At 43.0% G+C, this 22,355-nt stretch carries 16 protein-coding genes; 2 read left to right on the top strand and 14 right to left on the bottom strand.

Going from position 1 to position 22,355, the window contains the following annotated elements:
- Positions 1 to 38: 38 nt before the first annotated feature.
- Positions 39 to 2,054, top strand: coding sequence for a bifunctional tRNA (5-methylaminomethyl-2-thiouridine)(34)-methyltransferase MnmD/FAD-dependent 5-carboxymethylaminomethyl-2-thiouridine(34) oxidoreductase MnmC (mnmC, locus tag ACRQQK_RS06325; RefSeq protein WP_457510486.1), 2,016 nt, complete (start codon positions 39 to 41; stop codon positions 2,052 to 2,054).
- Positions 2,055 to 2,285: 231 nt separating this feature from the next.
- Here mnmC and ACRQQK_RS06320 read toward each other — a convergent pair whose 3' ends face one another.
- The 8 genes from ACRQQK_RS06320 to ACRQQK_RS06285 form a co-directional block, all read right to left on the bottom strand.
- Positions 2,286 to 2,585, bottom strand: a complete 300-nt coding sequence (locus ACRQQK_RS06320) for a type VI secretion system PAAR protein (protein WP_457510485.1) — start codon at positions 2,583 to 2,585, stop codon at positions 2,286 to 2,288.
- Between the two features lie 8 nt (positions 2,586 to 2,593).
- Positions 2,594 to 3,382 carry a glycosyl hydrolase family 26 gene (locus ACRQQK_RS06315; RefSeq protein WP_457511094.1) on the bottom strand — a complete coding sequence of 263 codons (789 nt, stop codon included), beginning with the start codon at positions 3,380 to 3,382 and terminating at the stop codon, positions 2,594 to 2,596.
- A 211-nt stretch (positions 3,383 to 3,593) separates the two neighbouring features.
- Entirely contained in the window at positions 3,594 to 3,893 is a 300-nt protein-coding gene (locus tag ACRQQK_RS06310; protein ID WP_457510484.1) for a type VI secretion system PAAR protein, read from the bottom strand.
- A gap of 8 nt (positions 3,894 to 3,901) precedes the next feature.
- Positions 3,902 to 4,690, bottom strand: coding sequence for a glycosyl hydrolase family 26 (locus tag ACRQQK_RS06305; protein ID WP_457511093.1), 789 nt, complete (start codon positions 4,688 to 4,690; stop codon positions 3,902 to 3,904).
- Positions 4,691 to 4,905: 215 nt separating this feature from the next.
- Entirely contained in the window at positions 4,906 to 6,510 is a 1,605-nt protein-coding gene (locus tag ACRQQK_RS06300) for a hypothetical protein (protein ID WP_457510483.1), read from the bottom strand.
- Complete coding sequence (locus ACRQQK_RS06295) at positions 6,500 to 7,300, bottom strand: DUF4123 domain-containing protein (RefSeq protein ID WP_457510482.1); 801 nt, start codon at positions 7,298 to 7,300, stop codon at positions 6,500 to 6,502. The genes ACRQQK_RS06300 and ACRQQK_RS06295 overlap by 11 nt, the downstream gene beginning before the upstream one ends.
- 9 nt (positions 7,301 to 7,309) lie before the next feature.
- Positions 7,310 to 9,283 (bottom strand): type VI secretion system Vgr family protein, encoded by a 1,974-nt coding sequence (locus ACRQQK_RS06290; protein ID WP_457510481.1) that lies wholly within the window; start codon positions 9,281 to 9,283, stop codon positions 7,310 to 7,312.
- 123 nt (positions 9,284 to 9,406) lie between these two features.
- On the bottom strand, positions 9,407 to 9,925 hold the full coding sequence (locus ACRQQK_RS06285) for an Hcp family type VI secretion system effector (RefSeq protein ID WP_457510480.1): 519 nt from the start codon (positions 9,923 to 9,925) through the stop codon (positions 9,407 to 9,409).
- A gap of 265 nt (positions 9,926 to 10,190) precedes the next feature.
- Here ACRQQK_RS06285 and ACRQQK_RS06280 point away from each other — a divergent pair, with 265 nt between their 5' ends.
- Positions 10,191 to 11,171 (top strand): hypothetical protein, encoded by a 981-nt coding sequence (locus ACRQQK_RS06280; protein ID WP_457510479.1) that lies wholly within the window; start codon positions 10,191 to 10,193, stop codon positions 11,169 to 11,171.
- Positions 11,172 to 11,211: 40 nt separating this feature from the next.
- On the opposite strand, the gene ACRQQK_RS06275 is transcribed toward ACRQQK_RS06280, so the two are convergent.
- Genes ACRQQK_RS06275 through tssH form a run of 6 tightly spaced genes read right to left on the bottom strand, consistent with a single transcriptional unit; the run spans position 11,212 to position 22,346 of the window.
- On the bottom strand, positions 11,212 to 12,480 hold the full coding sequence (locus ACRQQK_RS06275) for a type VI secretion system ImpA family N-terminal domain-containing protein (protein ID WP_457510478.1): 1,269 nt from the start codon (positions 12,478 to 12,480) through the stop codon (positions 11,212 to 11,214).
- Between the two features lie 53 nt (positions 12,481 to 12,533).
- Positions 12,534 to 16,082 carry a type VI secretion system membrane subunit TssM gene (tssM, locus tag ACRQQK_RS06270; RefSeq protein WP_457510477.1) on the bottom strand — a complete coding sequence of 1,183 codons (3,549 nt, stop codon included), beginning with the start codon at positions 16,080 to 16,082 and terminating at the stop codon, positions 12,534 to 12,536.
- A 15-nt stretch (positions 16,083 to 16,097) separates the two neighbouring features.
- Positions 16,098 to 17,501, bottom strand: a complete 1,404-nt coding sequence (gene tssA, locus ACRQQK_RS06265) for a type VI secretion system protein TssA (RefSeq protein WP_457510476.1) — start codon at positions 17,499 to 17,501, stop codon at positions 16,098 to 16,100.
- Between the two features lie 2 nt (positions 17,502 to 17,503).
- Positions 17,504 to 18,148: a type VI secretion system-associated protein VasI gene (gene vasI / locus ACRQQK_RS06260; RefSeq protein WP_457510475.1), complete on the bottom strand. Its 645-nt coding sequence runs from the start codon at positions 18,146 to 18,148 to the stop codon at positions 17,504 to 17,506.
- Positions 18,145 to 19,734 carry a sigma-54 interaction domain-containing protein gene (locus ACRQQK_RS06255; RefSeq protein ID WP_457510474.1) on the bottom strand — a complete coding sequence of 530 codons (1,590 nt, stop codon included), beginning with the start codon at positions 19,732 to 19,734 and terminating at the stop codon, positions 18,145 to 18,147. The genes vasI and ACRQQK_RS06255 overlap by 4 nt, the downstream gene beginning before the upstream one ends.
- Before the next feature lie 2 nt (positions 19,735 to 19,736).
- Positions 19,737 to 22,346, bottom strand: coding sequence for a type VI secretion system ATPase TssH (tssH, locus tag ACRQQK_RS06250; protein WP_457510473.1), 2,610 nt, complete (start codon positions 22,344 to 22,346; stop codon positions 19,737 to 19,739).
- Positions 22,347 to 22,355 lie beyond the last annotated feature (9 nt).

Genomic DNA, 22,355 nt, shown 5'->3' with positions numbered 1-22,355 from the left:
CGACAATATTTCGCCGAATTTGAAAGAATTTTCCTACTATGACATCCATTACTAACGCACAGCTTGGCTGGAATGATGCCGGAACGCCGGTTTCAGACCAGTTCGATGATGTTTATTTTTCAAACGTCAATGGACTGGAAGAAACTCGCTATGTGTTTCTAACACAAAATAATCTTCCTCAAAGATGGCAAGATTATGACCAAAAGCGTTTTGTCATTGCCGAAACAGGATTCGGTACTGGATTAAACTTCCTCGCAGTTTGGCATTGGTTTGAGAAGTTTAGACAGCAAAACCCCGAAGCGATACTACAATCGTTACATTTCATCAGTTTTGAGAAGTTCCCGCTTAGTAAAGCAGACTTAATTAAAGCACATGAATCTTGGCCGGAACTGGCTGATTACGCACAACAACTCCATGAATTCTATCCGATTGCCGTTCCGGAATGTCACCGTATTGTCTTAGCCGATGGTGCAATTACTCTCGATTTGTGGTTTGGTGACATTAAAGACTGTATGCCAAAAGTGCCAACCCTAAAGCAAGGTATTGTTGATGCTTGGTTTTTAGACGGCTTCGCACCAAGCAAAAACCCTGAGATGTGGAACCAAGAGCTGTTCGATGGTATGGCAAAACTGGCCAAGCAAGATTGCAGTTGCGCAACATTCACTGCAGCGGGCTTCGTGCGTAGAGGCTTAATCGAAGCTGGTTTTGATATGAAGAAAGTCAAAGGCTTTGGTACTAAGCGGGAAATGATTGCCGGTAAGCTCAAAGAGAAAAAAGCGTACAGCAACATTAAGCCTTGGTTCAATGTTGAAGCGACTGACAATCTGCATGACGTTGCGATTATTGGTGGTGGTATTGCCAGTGCTGCACTTGCAAAAACACTCACAGCGAGAGGTATATCAGTCTCGATGTATTGCAAAGATGAAGCCCCCGCGGAAGGCGCATCTGGTAATCGCCAGGGGGCTGTCTACCCACTGCTTAATGGTGAACACTCTGGCGTATCACGTGTGTTTGCTCCAGCCTTCTTATTTGCTCGCCAATTTATCGACCAAGCGGCAAAGACTGTTTCGTTTGACCATAACTGGTGTAGTGTGACTCAACTATTGTGGGATGACAAATCGAGCAAAAAACTGAACACCATGTTGAAAGCGGATTTTTCACCAGAGTTGGTATCCAAACATAATATTGAACAGACCAACCAAATAGTGGGACTGCCGGTAGATGTTGAAAGCCTCTCCTACCCTATGGGCGGCTGGCTGTCGCCAGCTCAGTTAACTCAAGGCTTAATTGCTGAGCTAGAGCAACAAGCCAAGCTAAAAGTTTACTACCAGCACCATATTGATACACTCGATTGGCAAGAGGAAGAAAAACAATGGCAACTAACCTGTGGAGACAAAACATTCCACCATCAAGCCGTTGTTATCGCCACTGGGCATCTCTTTGATAGCCTAACTCAAACACGATTTGTCCCGCTTGGAAAAGTAAAAGGCCAAGTAAGCCACATTCCAACCAACAGCGAATTGCAGCAGTTGAAAACCGTACTGTGCTATGACGGTTATATGACACCTTGTAACCCGAACAATCAACACCACTGTATCGGTGCCAGTTACGACCGTTCCCATTTAAATAAAGAGTTTGATCCACAGGCTCAAATTGAAAACGCTCAGCGCCTAAAAAATTGCTTACCTAAACAAGCATGGCCAAACAGTGTCGATGTGAGCGAAAACCAATCTCGCCAAGGCATTCGCTGTGTGAGTCGGGATCACCTTCCGTTTGTGGGTAACGTGGGAAACTTTGACGCAATAACAGAACAATATTCCGGACTAAATGGGATGAGCGAGAGCAACGCTTCTGATATTGCCCAATATCCTCAGTTGTATTCATTACTTGGATTGGGCTCGCGAGGTTTGAGTTCGGCGCCACTAATGGCTGAACTGCTTGCTTCGCAAATGAGTGGTGACCCATTGCCTTTACCAAACGATGTGCTTGAAACGCTTCATCCAAGCAGAATGTGGGTAAGAAAGTTGCGTAAAGGGAAAGCGTTGACTGGCTAAGTATTCACGAAAGTTCAGAAATAGCTTTCTTAATTGCCTGCTCAAAACTATCATTTTGACTATTTGCATTCTAAGGTTGGTAATCAACCTTAGAAACACATGCCCATATTATTTTGCTAGCTCGATATCAAACCTTTTTGGCTTAATGCGGCGATGCAAATGAAACACCCTGTCAGTGAACATATAGAGAAAAGACACAACACATTGATAGACGTATTCTTCATCTTTGCACTATCCAATCATGACATCAGGTGAAGCGGTGGCGATTGTGCCGCCACAATCAATTGCATCCCCAAAACGGGCTGCAGGTTTGCCATCAATAAAAACACCAGATGAACCGCCCGCCACACTTCTAGGGTGATTGCCATGAGGCGTTTTATCACAAGGACAACCATGCGCTAGTAATGGGTCTCCTTGTCGAACCGCTGGCAGATAATTAATCATCACCGTAGAGCTTCCTGACGTAATGGGTGTCGGCGGAAAGCAATCATGCTCTGAGCCGATATCACCCAACCTTGCTGCTTGTGGCATAGTACCTCCTATCTTGAAACGACAATACGTCCATCAATCAGTGAGAAATAGGGAGTAACTGTAAATTCCAAATCTTTTTGCTCTGACCATATTCTTAAAGGGGAGCTTTCCCTCATATCTTCAAGGCGCACTAGTTTCCCATCCATGTAGCTTTTTAGAGAATACTCATTCCATTCTCTTCGAGGGGCTACCTGAGCATCGTCATTTTCTTTGAAAGTTGATTCAAACCCTAAGGCATCAAAAAACTCATCAGGGGTGGAGTTATAGGCTTCTGCTTTGGCTTTCTCTCTATTAGATAAAGACCAAGCCATTTTTAATCCTTCAAAGTCTCGTTTCTCCATCAGCCGCATTAAATTGGTGTACGCTCGATACAATTTTTTCATGTGTTCAGGATTATTTTCATTAAATGGCGTCGCATCTATCCAGCGCCATTTAGGGATAGTTTTAATGTAAATAGGGCGTCTAAACTCGGTTAAATGACCATCGGTCACACCTTCAACATTTTCTAAAAGCGTTTGATGGTTGTCAGGATACGTTTTAGACGTTTTCACCGTTGGTTTTCCGTCTTCAATTGTTAGCGTCAAACTCGATATTTCTTTTTTCACGCCATTTTCAAATGCACCATATAAGGTCACTTGGCATTGATCATTTCCATTATAATTGTAATCTTGCTCATACGAACCAATCGGGAAAGACCAAATATCCAAAGAGTTTTGTCCTGGTTGTAAAAACGCAGTAGCGTTAAAGCCTGAGGAAAACGTCCCTGATCGAGTACTGAGATTGTCCAGTTGCTCCATGTAGTTCACCATCCCACCACAATAAATCGTTTCAGAGCTGATGTTTACCGTGTAGAGCACTGAAGGCTTCTCCCCTTCCTTATCTACTTTTATATCAACGGTCGATACTTGCTCTCTCATGTCCATCAATTCACTGTCTCCAAAACAACCTGTCAATGAAAATATAGAAAAAAGACATAACACATTGATAACGGAATTCTTCATCTTTGCACTATCCAATCATGACATCAGGTGAAGCAGTGGAAATTGTGCCGCCACAATCAATTGCATCACCTAAACGAGCTGCGGGTTTGCCATCAATAAAAACACCTGATGAACCGCCTGCCACCCTTCTAGGGTGATTGCCATGAGGCGTTTTATCACAAGGACAACCATGCGCTTGTAATGGGTCTCCTTGCCGAACCGCTGGGAGATAATTAATCATCACAGTAGAGCTTCCTGACGTAATGGGTGTCGGCGGAAAGCAATCATGCTCTGAACCAATATCACCCAACCTTGCTGCTTTAGGCATAATACCTCCTATCTTGAAACGACAATACGTCCATCAATCAGTGAGAAATAAGGCGTGTAAGAAGTTACGCGACGTAATTTCTCAGAACTAACTCGTAGCGGAGAATGATCCCTTTTATCTTTGAGGCGCACCATTCGACCATCCATAAAGCTTTCTAGCGTATACTCAGACCACTCTCTCCTAGGGTCTATTTGAGCATCGTCATACTCATTGAAAGTTGATTCAAACCCTAAGGCATCAAAAAACTCATCAGGGGTGGAGTTATAAGCTTCTGCTTTGGCTTTCTCTCTATTAGATAAAGACCAAGCCATTTTTAATCCTTCAAAGTCTCGTTTCTCCATCAGCCGTATTAAATTGGTGTACGCTCGATACAATTTCTTCATGTGTTCAGGATTATTTTCATTAAATGGCGTCGCATCTACCCAGCGCCATTTGGGGATAGTTTTAATGTAAATAGGGCGTCTAAATTCGGTTAAATGACCATCGGTCACGCCTTCAACGTTGTCTAGTGGTGTTTGATGATTGTTAGGGTAAGTTTTAGAGGTTTTTACTGTTGGTTTACCGTCTTCAATCGTTACCGTCAGACTCGATATCTCTTGTTTTGCACCATCTTCAAACGCACCATACAGCGTCACTTGGCATTGGTCATTCTCACTGTAACTGTAATTCTCTTCATATAAACCGACTGGCACCGCCCAAACATCTAACTGATTTTTACCCTGTTGTAAAAAAGCTGTGGCATTAAAACCTGATGAAAAAGTACCAGAAGAAGTGCTTAAGTTACCGAGTTGCTCCATACCGTTAATTACTCCAGCACAAAACATAGTTTCAGAGTTAATGTTTGCTGTGTAGAGTACCGAAGGCTTCTCCCCTTCGTTATCTATTTCTATATTAACGGTCGATACTTGCTCTCTCATGTCCATCAATTCACTGTCTCCAAAACAACCGGCCAATAAAAATACGCTTAGAAGTGGCAAAGCCACCTGAATCTGTTTTCTGTTTTTCACTTTCACTATTTACTACTCATCAATGTTGTTCGGTACGGGGAGTCTGTTTCACTTAACGCCTTCACCCACTGCCACTCTTTCTGTTTTGTGTAGCTGACACTGGCTTCTGCCTTAGTATTGCCACGAGCTCCGCCAAAACCACCAGAGCCTTGACCGTATTTATCATCTTCTGACTTTGTGTTCCCCGAGATCTCAATTTTTACGATGGCTTTAATGCCGTTATGGAAAAATACTAGCTCGACTTTGGATTCATCATCCTTGTGGGTACTTCTTAAAGCACATTGGCACTCGGCTTTAATTTGGGCAGATAATTGGAACGCACCCTCCACGACCCACACTTTAGCCCCACCTCTCACATTGACATCCGATGATAAAGCCACGTTCGCTAGGGTAGAAAGATCATATTGTGTCGCACCTTTCACTTCTTGAGTCAAAGTCCCCGTCACATCAAGTTTGCTCGACAAAGCGATAAAAAACTCAGCCCCAGCATAAGCACCCGCTTGGCCTGCTTTGACTTTATCTTCCAACTTCTGAGCTTGCTCGCGGATTTCCGCTACTGCTTTTTCCATCTTAAAGTACGCAGCAGCAGCTAATACCAAATCTAAAGTCAATTTAAAATCAAATAATGGCGTTAATCCTAAGGTTAATTGACCCCTGGTACCAAATTGTGAATCCACTAATTCACAAGTTTGTTTCCCTTTGAATGTCACCGTGGGCTTACCCAGCTTAAAGCTGACCAATTTGACGTCGTCTTTGCCAGCACTTTGATAGGTGCCGCTTTTCATTTGCTTGATTATATCAATAATGCCATTAATCAAACGCCATTGATCCACTATGTTCTCAAAGGTGCTTTGTAAATTGCGGGTGTAGGTATAATTGCTTTGAGAATGGGTAAGCTTCTCGCCGTATTTGGTGGTGCTGCTGCCTTGTTTTATCGTCAAATTGCCAGCCAAAGAAAAAGATTTGATTATCTTGTTGGCAGGAATTTCTTCCCCTTTGAACGCCCCACTTTTTTGACGTTCAAAATACTCCTCGTAACGTTTCTCATCGCTCACTGCTTCCGATTGTGAGACATAACTTAAAGTGAGATCAGACTCCATTTCTATTTTTGGATAAACGTTGATAAAACAATCGTTGGTTAAATCACCAAGTAAGCGAGTGTAGAGCGGTCGATAAAGAATACTGTGCTCTTGTTGAGGCTTGCCAACACACTGACTTACACAAACTTGATAAGTTGTGTGTGGAAGCTGACTTAATTTCTTTTCAGCCAGCATAAATTTAAGAGCATCAAGTAAACTAAAGGCCTTGTCTGCGTGATAGTTCAGGTGATAAGACTGGCACTCGGTCGTCGAGATATCTTCTGCATAGGTATCGTTATCCGTAATATAACCTGACGGACAACTATCACGGCCATTTTGACAACTGCCTTCAACAGAAACCGTAACGTCCACGCCTTTTCCTTCATCCACTAGGTTGAGTTGGCGACTGCGCATCGACTGCCCAGACAAAAAAGAGAGACTTCCCGCATCACTGTCGACTTGATAGCTCATCAGGCAAGGTTCACCACGGTTACAATGACAGGTTTCGCCCGGCAAATGGTTACAACTCATTTGAGCCTCCCAAGTTCATTATCAATGCCTTTACTCGATATGGCGCTGGATAGTACTGATTGGACAACAGGGTTTTCCATGTCGCAGGGACACGCTCCCATTCGGTAATTTGACTATCGACACAGTATTGTGCGACCGATTTTATATCTAAGGCGACGGATATACCCCAATCAGATAAATGTTCGATTAATTGTTTAGCGAATACTTCAGCCACAGAGTTATCTTTCTTCCCCTGCACTTGATGTTGGTAAAAAAGAAACGCCAAATCCTGCTCTAAGTTTTTGTAACACTGAGCTAAGATAGCCGAGTACTGTTCACGATTGAGCGTGATGTGCTTTGGCGGCTGATGCATCAGAGGGTAAGATTCAAACTCAATCCCCCTTTTCTTAGGGTAAGACGTTTGAATCCGTGCCATTGGGCCCGCAAAAAAATACTGCTGTGATGGCGTCAAGCAATCCAATACACTCCAAAGTACTCGCGGATCATAAAAGCGAAAAAATGTTGGTACATCATTGTCTTCAATATAGACCGACAACAACCCTCGCAGGTGCTTAGTGAGAGCTTTGTTGTCAGCGCTTGAAGTGAAGATAAATCCCCATGGTCGCTCTAACTTAATCAAATATTGATTGAGCTCTGGAGTCAGCTTAACTAAGTAAGGAGCAACAAGTGCAAACTCCTCATCGACGGGTGCAGTAAATAAACACCAAGCATCACCATCATAGTGCTCAACTAAATCTAAAATATTGGGCTGTATTGCTCTGTCAACCAGCGCATAATCTTGTTCTTTCACACATAATCCTTACTGAGCGGGACAATTGCCTACAAATGCACTACCTTCCGCGGCGGCTGTATTCAATATTTCTGGACTCGATGGCATAAGTACCGAACCTGGGGAGCCACCAGATTTTATAAGAATTTTTGCACCATCAATCGCTACGCCACTGCTGTCTATCACAACAAAGCTTCCACCGACTTGCAGGGTGATTTTATTACCACTTTTGAGCGTAATATCTCCATCAGCATTAATGCCTACAGCTCCGGCTACTTTTTTGGCCCAATCACCCAGAACAGACTCGTGTTCATCGCCTTCAATTTTATTAAGGTAATCACCTACGGTTGTATGCTGTTGCTTTCCTTCGACTTTTAACGAACGATCTTGAGCAATCGTCCGTTGTTCATTGTGACCAATGCTGACAACATGATCATAATTGACGCGCGTATCAGAAGAATTTTCAACTTCGATCTGCATGTTTTTCTGCGCGTGGAAATAGATAAGTTCTTGGTCGGCTTGGTCTTCAAAGCTCAACTCGTTATATCCCTCCCCCTGATGAGTTTGGCTCCTCAATACTGTTTTTGTTTTGTGCTCTGGAAGTGAATAAGCAGGAGTATTCGTTACATGGTGTGTTCGACCCGTAATGATAGGTTGGTCAGGGTCACCATTTAAAAACGAGACTATCACCTCATGCCCAATGCGAGGTATAGCCATCATGCCATATTGATTTCCTGCCCACACTTGAGAAACACGAACCCAACAAGAACGATGCTCTGGATTGATATCGTTACGATCCCAGTGAAAATGTACTTTCACTCGGCCATACTCATCACAGAAAATTTCTTCACCTTTAGGACCAACAACCGTGGCTATCATCGGTCCATCTACCGTCGGTTTGGACTCCGGTACCGCCTGCCAATTAAGGTGGCCGGGGATGGCCATCCATTCATTCGAATAGGTTGTTACACCATGCCCCCCCTCTTCTTCCAGAGCTTGAAATTGCTCACCTTGATGATTCACTGTGACCAACAGCCAATCTCGATTGAAGTCCTTGTTCAGGTGTTCATGCAAATCAAATTTATATCCGGCACGGAGTAAAGGCTCATTGCTCTTGCCGTAGGCGACCTGCGCTTCACGTCTTAAGTAACCAAGCCGGGCTTGAGTAAATTCAGCACCACTCTTATCATCTTTATAGCGACCCGGAGCATCAAAATGAGAATAAGTCGGCTGTTGATAGGCAATTTCTGAACCTTGAGCAGTCTGAGTAAACGAATAGGACGGTTTTTTGAAACTATAATCTTTCAGCTCCACGTCACTAACCTGGACCTGAGACTGATAACTAAAGTTATTGATATAAGGGGTATCGTTCACACCACCAGCCAAGGCATTATAAGGCACTGGCTGCTCTAATTTCACAAAGGCGGCGCCTGAATCACTAAACACTAATGTATGCTTTCCGGCTTCGTGGACAAAGCTGTACACCATGCCCTCTTCAGCGGCCAAGCGATGAAGAAAGTCAATATCGCTTTCACGATATTGAACACAAAACTCACGTTGTGTCTTTTCACGATCCAAAGAGAAAGCGTAATCATGAATGCCCATTTCTTGTAAAAGTGTCGCTAGAATATCAGGGACCGATTGGTACTGGAAAATGCGGCTATTATGACGAAGAGACAAACGCTCAAGAGCTGGCACTAAGATCAATGAATAGAAGGTATGGTGATGACCAATATCCTTTTGAGTGAAAGCTCGAACAATCCCATGCACTCGTTGAACTAGTTTTTGGTTGCGGTACATTCTTAACTCAGCGTTACGATCCACCACTTGTTCAGCGTTTAAGTGAGAGAGACGGCTTGCTAAGTCAATATGGTAACGAAAACCGTAGCAAGAGCGATGTTTAAAACCACTGACAGAAAGGGATTCTTGCCCTTCAAATTTTGTTACGACCAGTGCGTCTTCACTCAGTCCTTCTACGTGAATGGTGTACGCCAATGTTGCCACGATACTCCTCCTTTCCTTACGTCAAACGAAAAACCTTAACGACAAGTGATCACCTAGAGGATAACTTGTCATTAAGGCTTTCAGGGGCTCACCCGCAGATGAGCCACAGAAAACGAAGCTGAATTATGCTTCAATAGGTTTACGCCAGTCGTCAGAACCTGACGTACCTGCGTTAACGTGGTCCCAAGTAATCTTACGGTAAGACATTGACACTGTTAGGTTTTGAGTAAAGTCTGACATTGATGGATCTTGGCAGTGTGGCATTTCACAACGAATATCTATGATAGACGCGTTTTCCAGCTTAGTGGTGAAGAAGTTCTCTTGTTTTCCTTCGATAGAAGTACGGTACCATTTTAGTTCAACCGTCTTCATCTTCTCTCCCGATGAAAGTGCGTTGTATAAAAGTGGTACTGCTTTGTTTAGAGAAACCGTGAATTGAAATGGTTTGTGGACGCGTTGACCAGAAGGCTGACCTGATTGTGGATCAGTAGGAACAGTCACAATGTGGTCAAACTTTTGAACCAGCATTTCGTCTTCATGACCTTCGACAAATGAATCACCGATAGAGTCTGCAGTACATGCACCAGCAGTGATAAGGCCCTGAGTTTCACCGTCAATGGAGATATAACATGGAGTTGGCATTGAAATTTCCTTCATTTATGTAGATGACAGTGACGATATAACAATATCCATGCCAACCACTAAGTGTTGAAAAATAAAGGGCTGCCAGTTAATCCCCCATCGGACCGAGCAATAAGTTGCCTAAATCGAGCAATAAGTTGCCCAATCCGGGCAACTTATTGCTCGAATGCCAAAAACGTGTTTACAAAGCGCATAAACACACGAACTGTAAATTGGAATGCTTTTTGCTTTAGCCATTATAAATAGAATAACTAGGACGTTTAATGTGAGTAAAATCCTCCTCCCGCTCTCTTTATGGTGCGTATTTACGCCTTTTTATCTACAGGCGAAAAATAATGAGCCTTTTAACCAAGGGTCAGTGGATGATGCTTTCCACAAAGGTTGTTTGCTCTACGCACAATATAAATTCACCGAAGCCGAAGAATGGCTCACCTACGCAGCAGATCAAGGAAATCAAGATGCGGCCTATCTAAGCGCAAGACTACTTGCCTTTCAAACACAGCCGAAAAACTTTCCTGAGCAAAGCAAAAAGTACCTAGAAAATGTTGCTAATCAAGGCCATTTAGAGTCAATGAGGTTTCTCTATGAAAAGGGCGAGTGGTTAACGAGACAGGAACGCTTACAATGGCAGCAGCACTACTACAACCAATTGATAAACTTAGGGGCTGAAAAACCAGCGCAAGCGTATTTTAGACTATCGCAGTATCACAACAGCATCGAACACAAAGCGTTGTCAGACTACGAATTGCAACAAGCAGTGAAACTTGAACTGCCAAATGCATATTTAGCGTACGCAGACCAGCTTCCTATAAAAGAAGCCAAGGCAATATATTTAACCGAAGCAAAAAAGGGCGTTATTCCTGCTATTAGGCACGTCATCACAATACTCGAACAAGAAGGAAAGTTTGACCAAGCTTTATACTGGCGTGAGACAAATGCAAAACTTGGAGATTTACCTTCGGTTGCAAGCTTGGGGCTCATTTATCAAGGCAATAGCGAAAGATACAACTTTGTGCCACAAGATTTAGCCAAAGCGTACGCCTATTACCTTAACTATCTTGAAAATGCTGGTACCGCGCGTTTCAGTCGTCTTTATAAAAAGATAGATCAAAACCTCAATACATTGTCCAGTGTTCTTTCTCCGGAGTTACTTACCGATGCTAATACTCTGGCTCAATCATGGAATTCAACCCAATACTATTACTACGATGCACTATGGGAACAGGCAAATTGCTCTACGAAATAATGGTTAGGTCCTATTAGGGATGCCTAATAGGACCTTAAGCTTAGTCCTGTAATGTAGATAGTTTAGAATCTAAAGCTGCCACCTTCCAACTAAGATTGTTCAGACGCCATTTTAGTTCTGCTAACTCTTGTTGTGCTTGTTGATAGTGTTGATCATCTATCAAACTTTCAATATAGCCAACACGACCGTAGATTGGCGATAAACTGACAGCAAACTGCTCTAAAGATTTCGTCTCATCTGATATCTGAGACCAACGGTGCTTTTTAGCTAACAAGGCAATATTGGCCATCTTCGTTCGTATTTCACCGAATTTGGCTACGAACTGATCCGTCTGTTCAAGAGCTAATTTCTGATCTTGATAAAGAATCTGACTGATCTGATTGACTTGCTCATTTCCAGCATAGAGCCTCTGTAAAACTTCGTGCTGCTCTATCGCCTTCAAGTACGGTTGCTCAATCGATGCTTGTATTTTCTCTTCAATAGAAGACTGATACATAGAAACCATCTCAGATTGAACCGAATCTATTCTATTCGGAGTGGTGTTTGTAACATAGCTATCAAGATTACTTGTCGTCAGAACGGGGACTTCAAGCGATTGCTTGAACGGATATTTGTTCCACAAGTTCGGATGGTAATAAAGCCATAAACCAGTAAGACTTAAGGCTGCGGTAACCAAACATGTTGTAGCTAAAGTATAGTAATGGCGTTTACGCGAAACACGATCTGCATTTTCATTAAGTTGCTTATCTTGGCGTTTTAACGCGGTGTAATAGCGAGTTTCAATCTTATCAATATGTTCAAAGAGTACAAAACCCACCCCTTCAAAATCGACACTAATGTCAGGTTGTTGAATAGACATCCAATGATGAATTGTTCCACACATCCTTTCACTACGATAAAGGTCACGTAGCTGATCTTGAGCTGGTTTCATCTTGTTTAGCTCAATAATCGCCTTACTATTAACCCAATCCAACACTTCCTTGCGCATTTTGGCTGACTTGGAATCCGGCTTAGGTAGCAAGCTTAAACAATGCATCAATAGCTCTAATCCATTTGCGTAGCCGGAAAGACCTTCGATTTTAAGCTTAGCAATTGTGAGATAACTACTCATCAGTAAATCAACACCAGCCCCTTGGGCTAGTTGCTCACTCGAGTGATAAACCTCTTGCCAATTGGTGCCTCCAGACAAAGGATTAAAACGACTATTAATTTCATCCCTCACCTTTTGGTAACTATCTAGATGTCTGATTGAGTCTGAATCAGACGTTATATGATAAATCACTTGATCCAGTAAAACTGTATTGGACATAGATACTGCGTCCTGATAAGAAAGGAGCGAGCCACCTCGCTCCTTAACATGTTTTAGTAAAGAGTCTTAGATAACTTAAACGACTTAAATAATCGTTCCGTAAATGGATTGGCATCAGATTCCGCATTGATTCGGTACACCATATCTCCACCATCAACGACAAATCGGTAATCAACCGAAGTTTTACTCGCTGACATAACATTACCTTTGTCCAGTAATCGGAAAAATGCCCAAGGCCCTTTCATGTTGATGCTTCTCGGAGACAAATTCGATTTAGTTGGCACTAATGTGACTTTCGATACCGCAGAATTACGCAGTGTGTTTGGCCAAATCAGCTCCACCCCTTCTCGAGTACCATGACTATAAGTCAGGTACTGTCCATCAACGTTGAGAACACTTCTGCGCTTGTTGCCACTCAACTGCAACGGTTCAACAGAAAAGTCTACATCTAGAATTCCTTTACGGTTGAAAAAAGCTTGGCGAATTCTCTGTGCTTGCTCAATTTGCGCCAAAACTTCAGGGCGAATAAGCGACTGTGCCGTATCGTATTCATCAACCGCAATGTTCTCTTCAATAAAGACTTTCAACTGATTATTATAGAAATTGTCCAATGTTCCTTTTGGTGCAAAGAAGGATTCAAAATCTTCCAATGCGACATCTTTTCCCGATTCCGCATTGAACGGATAACGACTCGCTAGCTTGGTGTAATAAGGCTGGTAAACGTCCTCATACCAGCGAACTTCCAAATGTTTAATTGCTTCTTGCTTGACCACATACCAACTTTCATCAGCAAGCTTGGCGATCATGCTATCAAGAGGTCTTGGCAAACCAGACGAAATACGCTTTAGAGTGTAAATAGGATCGGCACTCACCAATTTGACACGCGCTTTGGTCGCATCCAATGCAGCCATTCCTACATCAGGTGATTCTTGAATTGACTTAAGGTAATTTTTCAATTCATCGACGGAAGACAAAACTTCATTGATATATGCTGGTTGATCACCCACTGGTTTAAGCATCAAATTCAGCTCAGCAAAAGGAGACTGAATGTTAGACGCCACCTTGTACTTAGCACTTTTCAATAGTTCTTCACCAGCTTCACTATCTGGGTTTAGTCCAGAGATGACTTGAGTGTTGTTCTCTAGCGTTCTTAGCAGTCTTTGGAGTGGCTCAACGTGTCCAGTTAAATTCTCTAAAACCATCACGCCTTCATTGATATCGCTAAAATATTTCATATCGATTTCATTCAACGCCGTACGCCAAGTATTTACGTAATCGGCAACATAGAGATTACGTATTTTCTCTCGCAACACTTGTTTGTCAGCTTCACTGAACTGTGCCGTTTTTGACTGGCCGAGAACCCAACTGTCGATAAGAGCAAGCTCAGAAACCGACTCAGAACGTGGCATAAAATAGTTCTCAAAACCTTCCTTCGTCAGCATTTGTGGGATATACATAGATAAGTTTTTGTTAGACACTCGTTCTTCGAATACGATATCAAAGATGGGCCCGACTAAATTACGAATACTGATAGAAGGCCCAAGTACCGTTTGCGCATTCAGTTTTAAATTTCGATAAACACGCTGATCATTTGGCATACTACTAAGTTCAGCTTGAACACGAGCAATCGTTTGGTCATACGGTTTCATTGCACGCTCTGCGAACTGATCTCCTTTCGCTCTCTCTCCAGCCAAATCAGTATGTCTCATGGCATAATCTAAGTGGTCAAGCAGTTCACCTTGAACTTGCTTTTGTCCTGCATATGCGCTTTGCCAATACTTACCAAAGTAGTCAAGAACATAATCCTTATAACGACCACTTTTATCAACCATCATCCTATAAACTCGCAGAACCGCCAGTTTTTCTTCTTCAGTTTCAGCTTTCTCAAGTGCTACAACAACATCGGCCATTAATAACGGTAAAAAGCGGCTCTCTAGCAAATTCAAGTACGTATTTTCAACCATTGGCCCAATGGTATGACCTTGATAGAGACCTAGATCCGAGATGTAGTGTGGTTTATCGCGAAAGAAGCCAAACTCCAACGTCGCTTGACGGATCTTGTTCAGCGGTCCCAATATATCCTTTTGCGATGCCAATTCTAGGTTTGAGGGATACTTCGCTTTATATTCATTTACCTTCGCTAACACCGCGTCGGAATGATTGACGTTAATAATGTAGTTACGATGCCAAGCTCCCAACAGCAGTACTAATGCAACCAAACAAGCGGTAAACGACAATCCCATTAAACGGCGTTTATGTTTTGCAACGCGGAAATTGTCCGATGCAAGTCCTGCTTCAGGGTAAATGATGTTACTAAATAACTGCTGAGTAAAATAAACCGTTGAATTTTTGGCATTTTGAGCTTTGTTAACAGCATGAGATAGACCATACCGGCGTGAAGCTGAATCACCAAAAGCATTACACGGTACACCTTGTTGATAAACAGACGTAAAGTATGCACCACGGACCAGTGCTGATGTTGAAAATTGATCACTAGAAAGTGCATCTTGGAAGAACTGTTTCAAGATACTTTGTAAACCCGACATTTGACGCGTAAAGCTATAAATAGCATCACGCTCTTCTTGTTCGATGGATTCAGCGACAGCGTGAGGAAAGAGCTCATTAATGCTTAAAACAAATTGACTGTAATCACGAGAAAACTCTTCCAACCAATGATCGAGGTTATCGACCGACTCAAGTGAAAAGGTAAAGCCCAGTACCTCATCTCGTTGCGATTTCGAATAATGCTTAAAGAAGGGTTCAAAACCATAAAGAAGATCAAGTTTAGTTAAAGTAATGTACACGGGTAAACGGGTAGCCAGCGTTTCCGTTAGTTCGCGAATACGCGCACGCAATAAATTGGCGTAAGCTTTGCGTTCAGTCACCGTAGAAGTTGCCAAATGTGACACGTCTAATGCGAGAACCACTCCATTTAATGGCCTACGACTACGGGTTTTCTCTAACCAGTTAACAAAGTGAAGCCACAAACGGCGCTCAAGTTCACTATCATCATCTTCGTTGCGATTACCTTGGGTCAACAATTCACCATCAGGATCAATAAGTACTGATTCATTACCAATCCACCAGTCAAATGAATATGGATTTTCACTCTTTTGGCCAGAAGCGCGCATGACGGAAGATAAAGCAAAATTCTGCCCAGAACGGTTAATCAAACTGGTTTTACCTGCATTTTCCAAGCCAAGCACTAAGTACCAAGGTAACGCATAAAGATAATTACGAGTGTTGAGACTTTGTTTCATCTCCTTCATTACGCCATTAAGTTCTGCTTCTTGGCGTTTTTCATATATCTGTATCGGGTCTTGTCTTAATTGCTCTTCGTGCTTTTGCTGATTTTTAAAACTTTGCAGCCTACGCGATTGCAAAAGCCCCCAACCGGATAAGGAAAAAAGAATAAACAACGCGCTCGCTAAACCTCGAGCAAATACAGTCTCTAATGGTTTATTGCCTTGAATCTCTAACCAAGGACCGGCCCACCAAATAGCGACATTTAATAAAATAAAGAGTGTAAACAACAGAATTGGAAGCGCTGCTGCTATACCCGGCTTACATTTTTTAACGATCCCAATGATACTTTTCCACATGGATAGTCCCTTAGCTTAATCTGACGCAGTGTTTCGTTCTAGTTGCTCAATAAGTGACGGCTCCCATTCGGTAACGCTCGTCTGTGTAATTTCTTGTTTTAAAGTTTGATATTGTTCTTTAGCCATAGCATCTAGGTGATTGTGTTTAAGTAGATCAGCACTCAATAAGCGCCAGTAAAAGCGATCGCGAGGCTCCGTTGCAGCCACTAAACCATCATTGAGCATTGACATCGCCACGGCGATGCCCCCTTCTTTCGCCAGAGTGAACGCTTCTTCGCGTTGATCCTGCCAACAACCCGAATTGGACGCGGTAGCATCGCCGCCTTGACGAGTCATTAACCACTCTCGAGCCGCATCAGTGACAAATGGCGCTCCTCCTTTAAACTTTAGATCTAGCACTGTGGGGAAACGTTCAATAAACGATTGATTTTCTTCTAGAATAGCTTTACACCATCCATCTTGACCTAACGCCTTAGCAATATCATGACTCATTAACTGACCTTCAAACCAATAAGGTGAGATAGTTAAGCTGTTTTCAACGCGCCGCCACAACGCCAGATCAGGGGAATGCAACTGATCTTGATACTCTTTGACTCGCTCGATTTGCATTCCTCTTAGTAAGGTTTGACCTAAATGGTCGTGATCAGGAAGCGTGGCAATCGCTCCCCATAACGCATGACGTCGCACACGAATAGCCAACGCGCCAGAAGATTCTTGTTCCGACAGATATTCAGCGACTTTGAGCAATGTTTGTTTCGCCGCTTTGTCACTCGAGTTATCGATCGCTAAAGAAGGCGCCAGACTTGAAGATATACTGGCCGAATCAGCTGGCTTTTGATCTGCAGCTTGCGCCACTTTCTCACGTTCTTGCGCTTTCTTAAGTTGACTAAAAGTCGCCATCGCGACTGACTCTGCTACATCAGACGATAATTCATTCGCCTCTATCACGGCTTGCCATTCTTGCACCACTTGCTGCAGTTCATCTCGGTCTTGGCTATCGAGCACCGAAAAATCAAACTTATTAACTGCCAGTGCAAAGCGTTGACAGATTTGGCTGAAAAACTTTCGTCTAGGAAGGTTGCCGCGCTTACCTGGCGCGGGAAAACTGTCTTGCCAATAGTGCGCAATAAAATCACTCATAACGCCAAAAGAAGTAATCAAACGTTTGGCAGTCAATTGATGATGTAAGCACTGCAAAAGATAAACCAATAACTTGATATCTTTACTTTTTTCATTCAACAAAGTGACAACGCTATGCTCAACCTCCTGCCACTGCACAGCCGCATGAGATAGCGAGCCTACCTTCATCATTTGATCTTCAATAAAGTCAAATAACGGCTCATCTAACAGTCGTTCACCAGTTGGTGACGCTGCACAAATTGGACGAACGATACTCGTTCGATATTGAGTAATATCCATCGTTACCATCCACACCGTTGCCGTAATGGGACTAAAGCTTTACTTAACTGTCCCGCGTCAAATTGTAATCCATCAATCTGAGGCGAGTTTGAGCGTAGAATTAACCGAGAGTTTTTCGTCATGGCTTTCATCATTGAAATAGCAGGCAACCCTCTTGCTGAAGAGAACAGCACTCCAACATCGTCACTACGCCAATATTGTTTAGGGCCATAAGCGACAGAGACGTTAATGCGCGCATCTTCCAACGGAACGGGTAGCGCTAATTCAATACGGCTAATATTATTAATACAGCTCATCATCAACACTGGTGAGGGCTGCTCTTGTGTTTGCGGCACGGATAGCGTTAGCCATGCATCGCCATTCTCTTTGTCGCCCTGCTCAATAACATTGATTGGCTGAGCTTTCAGAGCCGTAGCAAACGCGGTATACCACGCTTGAGGTTTATCATCATTCATCGTTGAAGACGACAATAGGGCTGGCGTATCCATCACTTGATCAAAGCAACTTAGCCGATCTAAGCGCTCAAGAATTAAGGTGCACTGCTGCGCACGATCCAGCTGTGACACTACAGAATCATTCGCCATAGTCTGAATGCTGAACAGTATGCCGCTCATCAATACGGGCAGTATGTAAGTTGAAGTATTCATAACAATTTGATTTCCAGCTTCCGACATTTATAGGCGAAAGTGCGCTTTGGGATGCCTAAACTCACCGCAGCCTTACTACGATCACCTGAAAATAACGCCAAGCGTTCACGAATAATCTGCTCTTCATATTCATTAAGCGCTTGTTTCAAATCATTGATGGTCGATAGATTACCTTGTGAGAGTGCAGGAGGATGCTCACTTATCAACGTGGATACAGCCTTTTGCTGAATTGCGGGCTCGGCACTTTTAAGCTCAAGATTCAAACAAGCAATGCGATTCTTAAAACAGCTTTCATCGATTTCAGATTCATTGCGGCATTGGGCACAACCAAATTCCACTAAATGCTTCAATTCACGGACATTGCCAGGGAAGGTATACTGCTTTAAACAATCCAAAGCACGATAATGTAAACCGCGTATTTGAGTACCATGCTGTTGATTGAACTCACTAACAAAGTGTTGGCTTAGTTGAGCGATATCTTCAAGACGTTCAGATAAGCGCGGCAGTGTTAGGGGATATTGAAACAGGCGGTAATATAAATCCTGACGAAATTGATTTTTACGTACTTGCTCAAGTAAGTTGACATGAGTGGCCGAAACCAAACGAAAATCAGAGCTCAATTCCTGCTTTCCCCCAATAGGGCGAAATTGTTTGGTTTCTAAAACGCGCAGCAACTTTGCCTGTAAAGAGAGTGGCATATCACCAATTTCGTCAAGAAATAGAGTCCCACCATTCGCTTGAGCAATCAGACCTTTACGGTCAGATTCTGCACCAGAAAATGCCCCTTTACAGTATCCAAATAACTCACTTTCAAGCAGGTTTTCTGGAATGGCGGCGCAATTTATAGCAACCAATGGCTCTGCATTGCAATTGGATAGTTGATGAATAGCCTGAGCAACTAACTCTTTACCAGTTCCTGTGTCACCTTGAACCATCACCGACAATTTTGACTCTGCTGCACTAACAATTTGTTGGCGAAGCTTTTGCATAGCATTACTTTTTCCTATCAAGGATAGAGAAAGTTTATCCGCCATATCTCGTTGCTTTGTATCTCGTTGAATGTCGCTGAGAGATTCAGACAACGCCTTGATATCCCGCTGTTCACGTTCCATTTTCTCAAGTAAGTGCCATTGTTTAGTAAATACATCAACAAACTTAATACATACCTGACTTGTAAAAGCTCGACTTACTGCGTGCTCGTCGCCCAACATGAATAATATTAACTGTACTTGTTTCGAGTTAATCGGCAGAGGATAAATACAAACGCTTTCAAACATACCAACACCAGCAACTAACTCATTAAACGCACGGTCAGATTGCCAAAACAGCAACTCATCCGAAGAAAGCGTCATTGGTAATGAACTCTGCAAAACATGACTAAATGGATGGTTAAGGTCATCTACCTGCCAGGAAAAGTTATTATTTCCATTGTAAGGAATGAGACGACGTCCCTCTGCGTTAGGCATGAGCACCATGCAATTAGACAGGTTCAACTCAGCAACAATAATTTCTACAAACCGATCTATCAATTCACTCTTGATCTTGATTCCAATAAGATCAGTGATTCGCTCTAACCAGTTAGACATCACTACTCAACCTCTCCAATAAACTCTCCTTCTTGTGCCGCCAGATAGATGCGAACCACAGGCTGCTGTTCAGAAAGTTTGTTCAATAACGCCAAGGAAATTGGAGGAAGTAATTGACCGTCAATAATCGCTTCCAGCATACGTGCACCATTTTCAGAACGAGTCGCACGCGACAAGATTTCATCAATTAACGAATCGTCAATCACAACTTCAGCTGCGTAACGCTCATGGAAGAGTGTTTCTAAACGTGAAAGCTTGAAGCGGACGATAGACTCAAGCACTTCCGGATTCAGTGGCATATAAGGAACAATTTCTATCCTTGCCAGTAGCGCAGGTTTGAAGAAAGCAGCCAACTGTGGATAGAGAGCATCATCCAATTGTTCAACTCGATCGGCGTAATCAACTATCGTTTCGAAGCCTAAATTTGAAGTTAAGAAAAACACAATATTCTGACAATCGATGACTCGACCTTCACCATCCGCAATCTCCCCCTTATCAAACGCTTGATAAAAAAGATTCAATACTTCTGGGTGTGCTTTTTCTACTTCATCAAGCAAAACCACTGAATATGGCATCTTACGAATAGCTTCCGTCAATATGCCGCCTTCACCGTAGCCAACATAACCCGGAGGCGAACCAATCAAACGCGATACTGTATGTTTTTCTTGATACTCAGACATATTGATCGTGGTTAGGAATTGTTTGCCGCCATATAGGTGATTAGCAAGTTGAACCACGGTTTCTGTTTTACCTACACCACTTGGTCCTACAAGCAAAAAAGCGCCTTTGGGACGACCAGGCCGACGTAAGTCTGCGCGAGCGGTCAGAAGGTGCTTATGGATACGTTCAATCGCAACCCCCTGTCCCTTAATTGACCGACTTAAAATGCTCGTTAGATGAGTGATCTTATGCAACTCATCACTGTTCATTTGATCAACGGGTACCCCCGTCCAATCCGCTATCACCTCCGCAACTTGCTGAGCATCCACTTGGGGGTGAATCAAACGTTCAGAATGCGGTATGATTTCTAGCTGCTGATATTTTTCTCGGATAGTAGCCAGCGCTTGCTCACGCTGCTCGGAAGAAAGTGGCTCTTGTTGAGCCGAAGTGAGTGATGCTCTTAGATCTATAATGTCTTCAACCAGCAATTTTTGCTGCTGCCACTGAGCGGTCAATCTATCTCTCTCTTGCTCATCTTTCGCTTCTTGAGCTGTTAGCTCTTCAAGGCGTTCATGATCAACATTTTTACCCAATAGCTGGGCGCGCTCTAACATATCAATTTCAAGTTGTCGTTGATGACAAGCCGTTTCGATAAACGCTATCCGTTTCGGTGGTGCCGTCAGGTTAATCGCAATGCGAGCACAAGCAGTATCAAGTACATCTATCGCTTTATCCGGTAGTTGTCTGCCCGATATGTAGCGCACCGACAATTCGGCCGCCGCTTTCAGCGCGTCATCGGTGATCAGAACGTTATGATTTTTTTCATACACAGAATTCAATCCACGCAGAATATCAACGGCCTGCTCAACACTCGGCTCATCCAATTTTACAAGTTGAAAACGGCGCGTTAATGCCGGATCTTTCTCGAAGTATTTTTTGTACTCTTTCCAAGTCGTCGCGGCAATAGTGCTTAATTCACCACGAGCAAGAGCAGGTTTTAACAAGTTAGCCGCATCTCCGCCGCCTTCTTGATTACCAGCCCCAATCAAGGTATGCGCTTCATCAATAAACAGAATGATTGGTTTGGGTGAGTGTTTAATCGCATCTATCACACCTTTGAGGCGTTTCTCAAACTCACCTTTCACAGATGCGCCAGCTTGAAGTAGGCCTAAATCGAGTGAATAAAGTTCAACACCTTGCAATTTTAATGGCACTGAGCAAGCAACCACACGAAGCGCCAAACCTTCAATCATGGCACTTTTACCGACACCTGCATCACCGACGACAATAGGATTGTTCTTACGTCGACGACATAAGATATCAATCATAAGATTGATTTCGTTCTCACGGCACAGAACGGGGTCGAGTTCATTTTTTCGTGCCTGCTGGGTAACATTGGTACAATATTTATCCAAAATAGACGTATCACTGCCGTCTTTTGTTAACGCCTTTCCCCCTTGTAAGGCTGACTCGATTTGAGTTTCTGACGAGTCCGCAAGAATAATATCGAAATGCTTTTTCAAACTCTCTCGATTGATGGTATCGACAATACGTACCAGCTTGTGGTCCATGTATCGATCCGCGCGGGTTAGAGCAGTCAATAAAATAGCCCCTGAACGAAGTTCACTTTGATTCAGTTCAGTGGTCGACAACAGCCAAGCTTCTTGAAGTAGTTCGACCAACAAAGGTGAAAATGCAGGGTAACTATCAAGTACTTGCTCGCGAGAAAAATGAATCATTATCGCTTGCTTAATGTCATTAATAGATACATCTGACTGTTTAAAAATAACGCGGACATCCGAAAGAGGATTGTCTAGCAACACTTCAAGATAGTGTTCAAAAGTAATTTCACTCTGCTGACGTTCAATACACAGAGAAGCAGCCTGCTCTAGGGCAAGTTTGCTTTGTTGATTTAATTTGGCAATAAGAATTGGTAGTTCAATACGTATCACGACAAGTAC

It is taken from the genome of Vibrio sp. C8, assembly GCF_054051265.1.
This window is presented reverse-complemented; position numbering and strand designations above follow the sequence as displayed.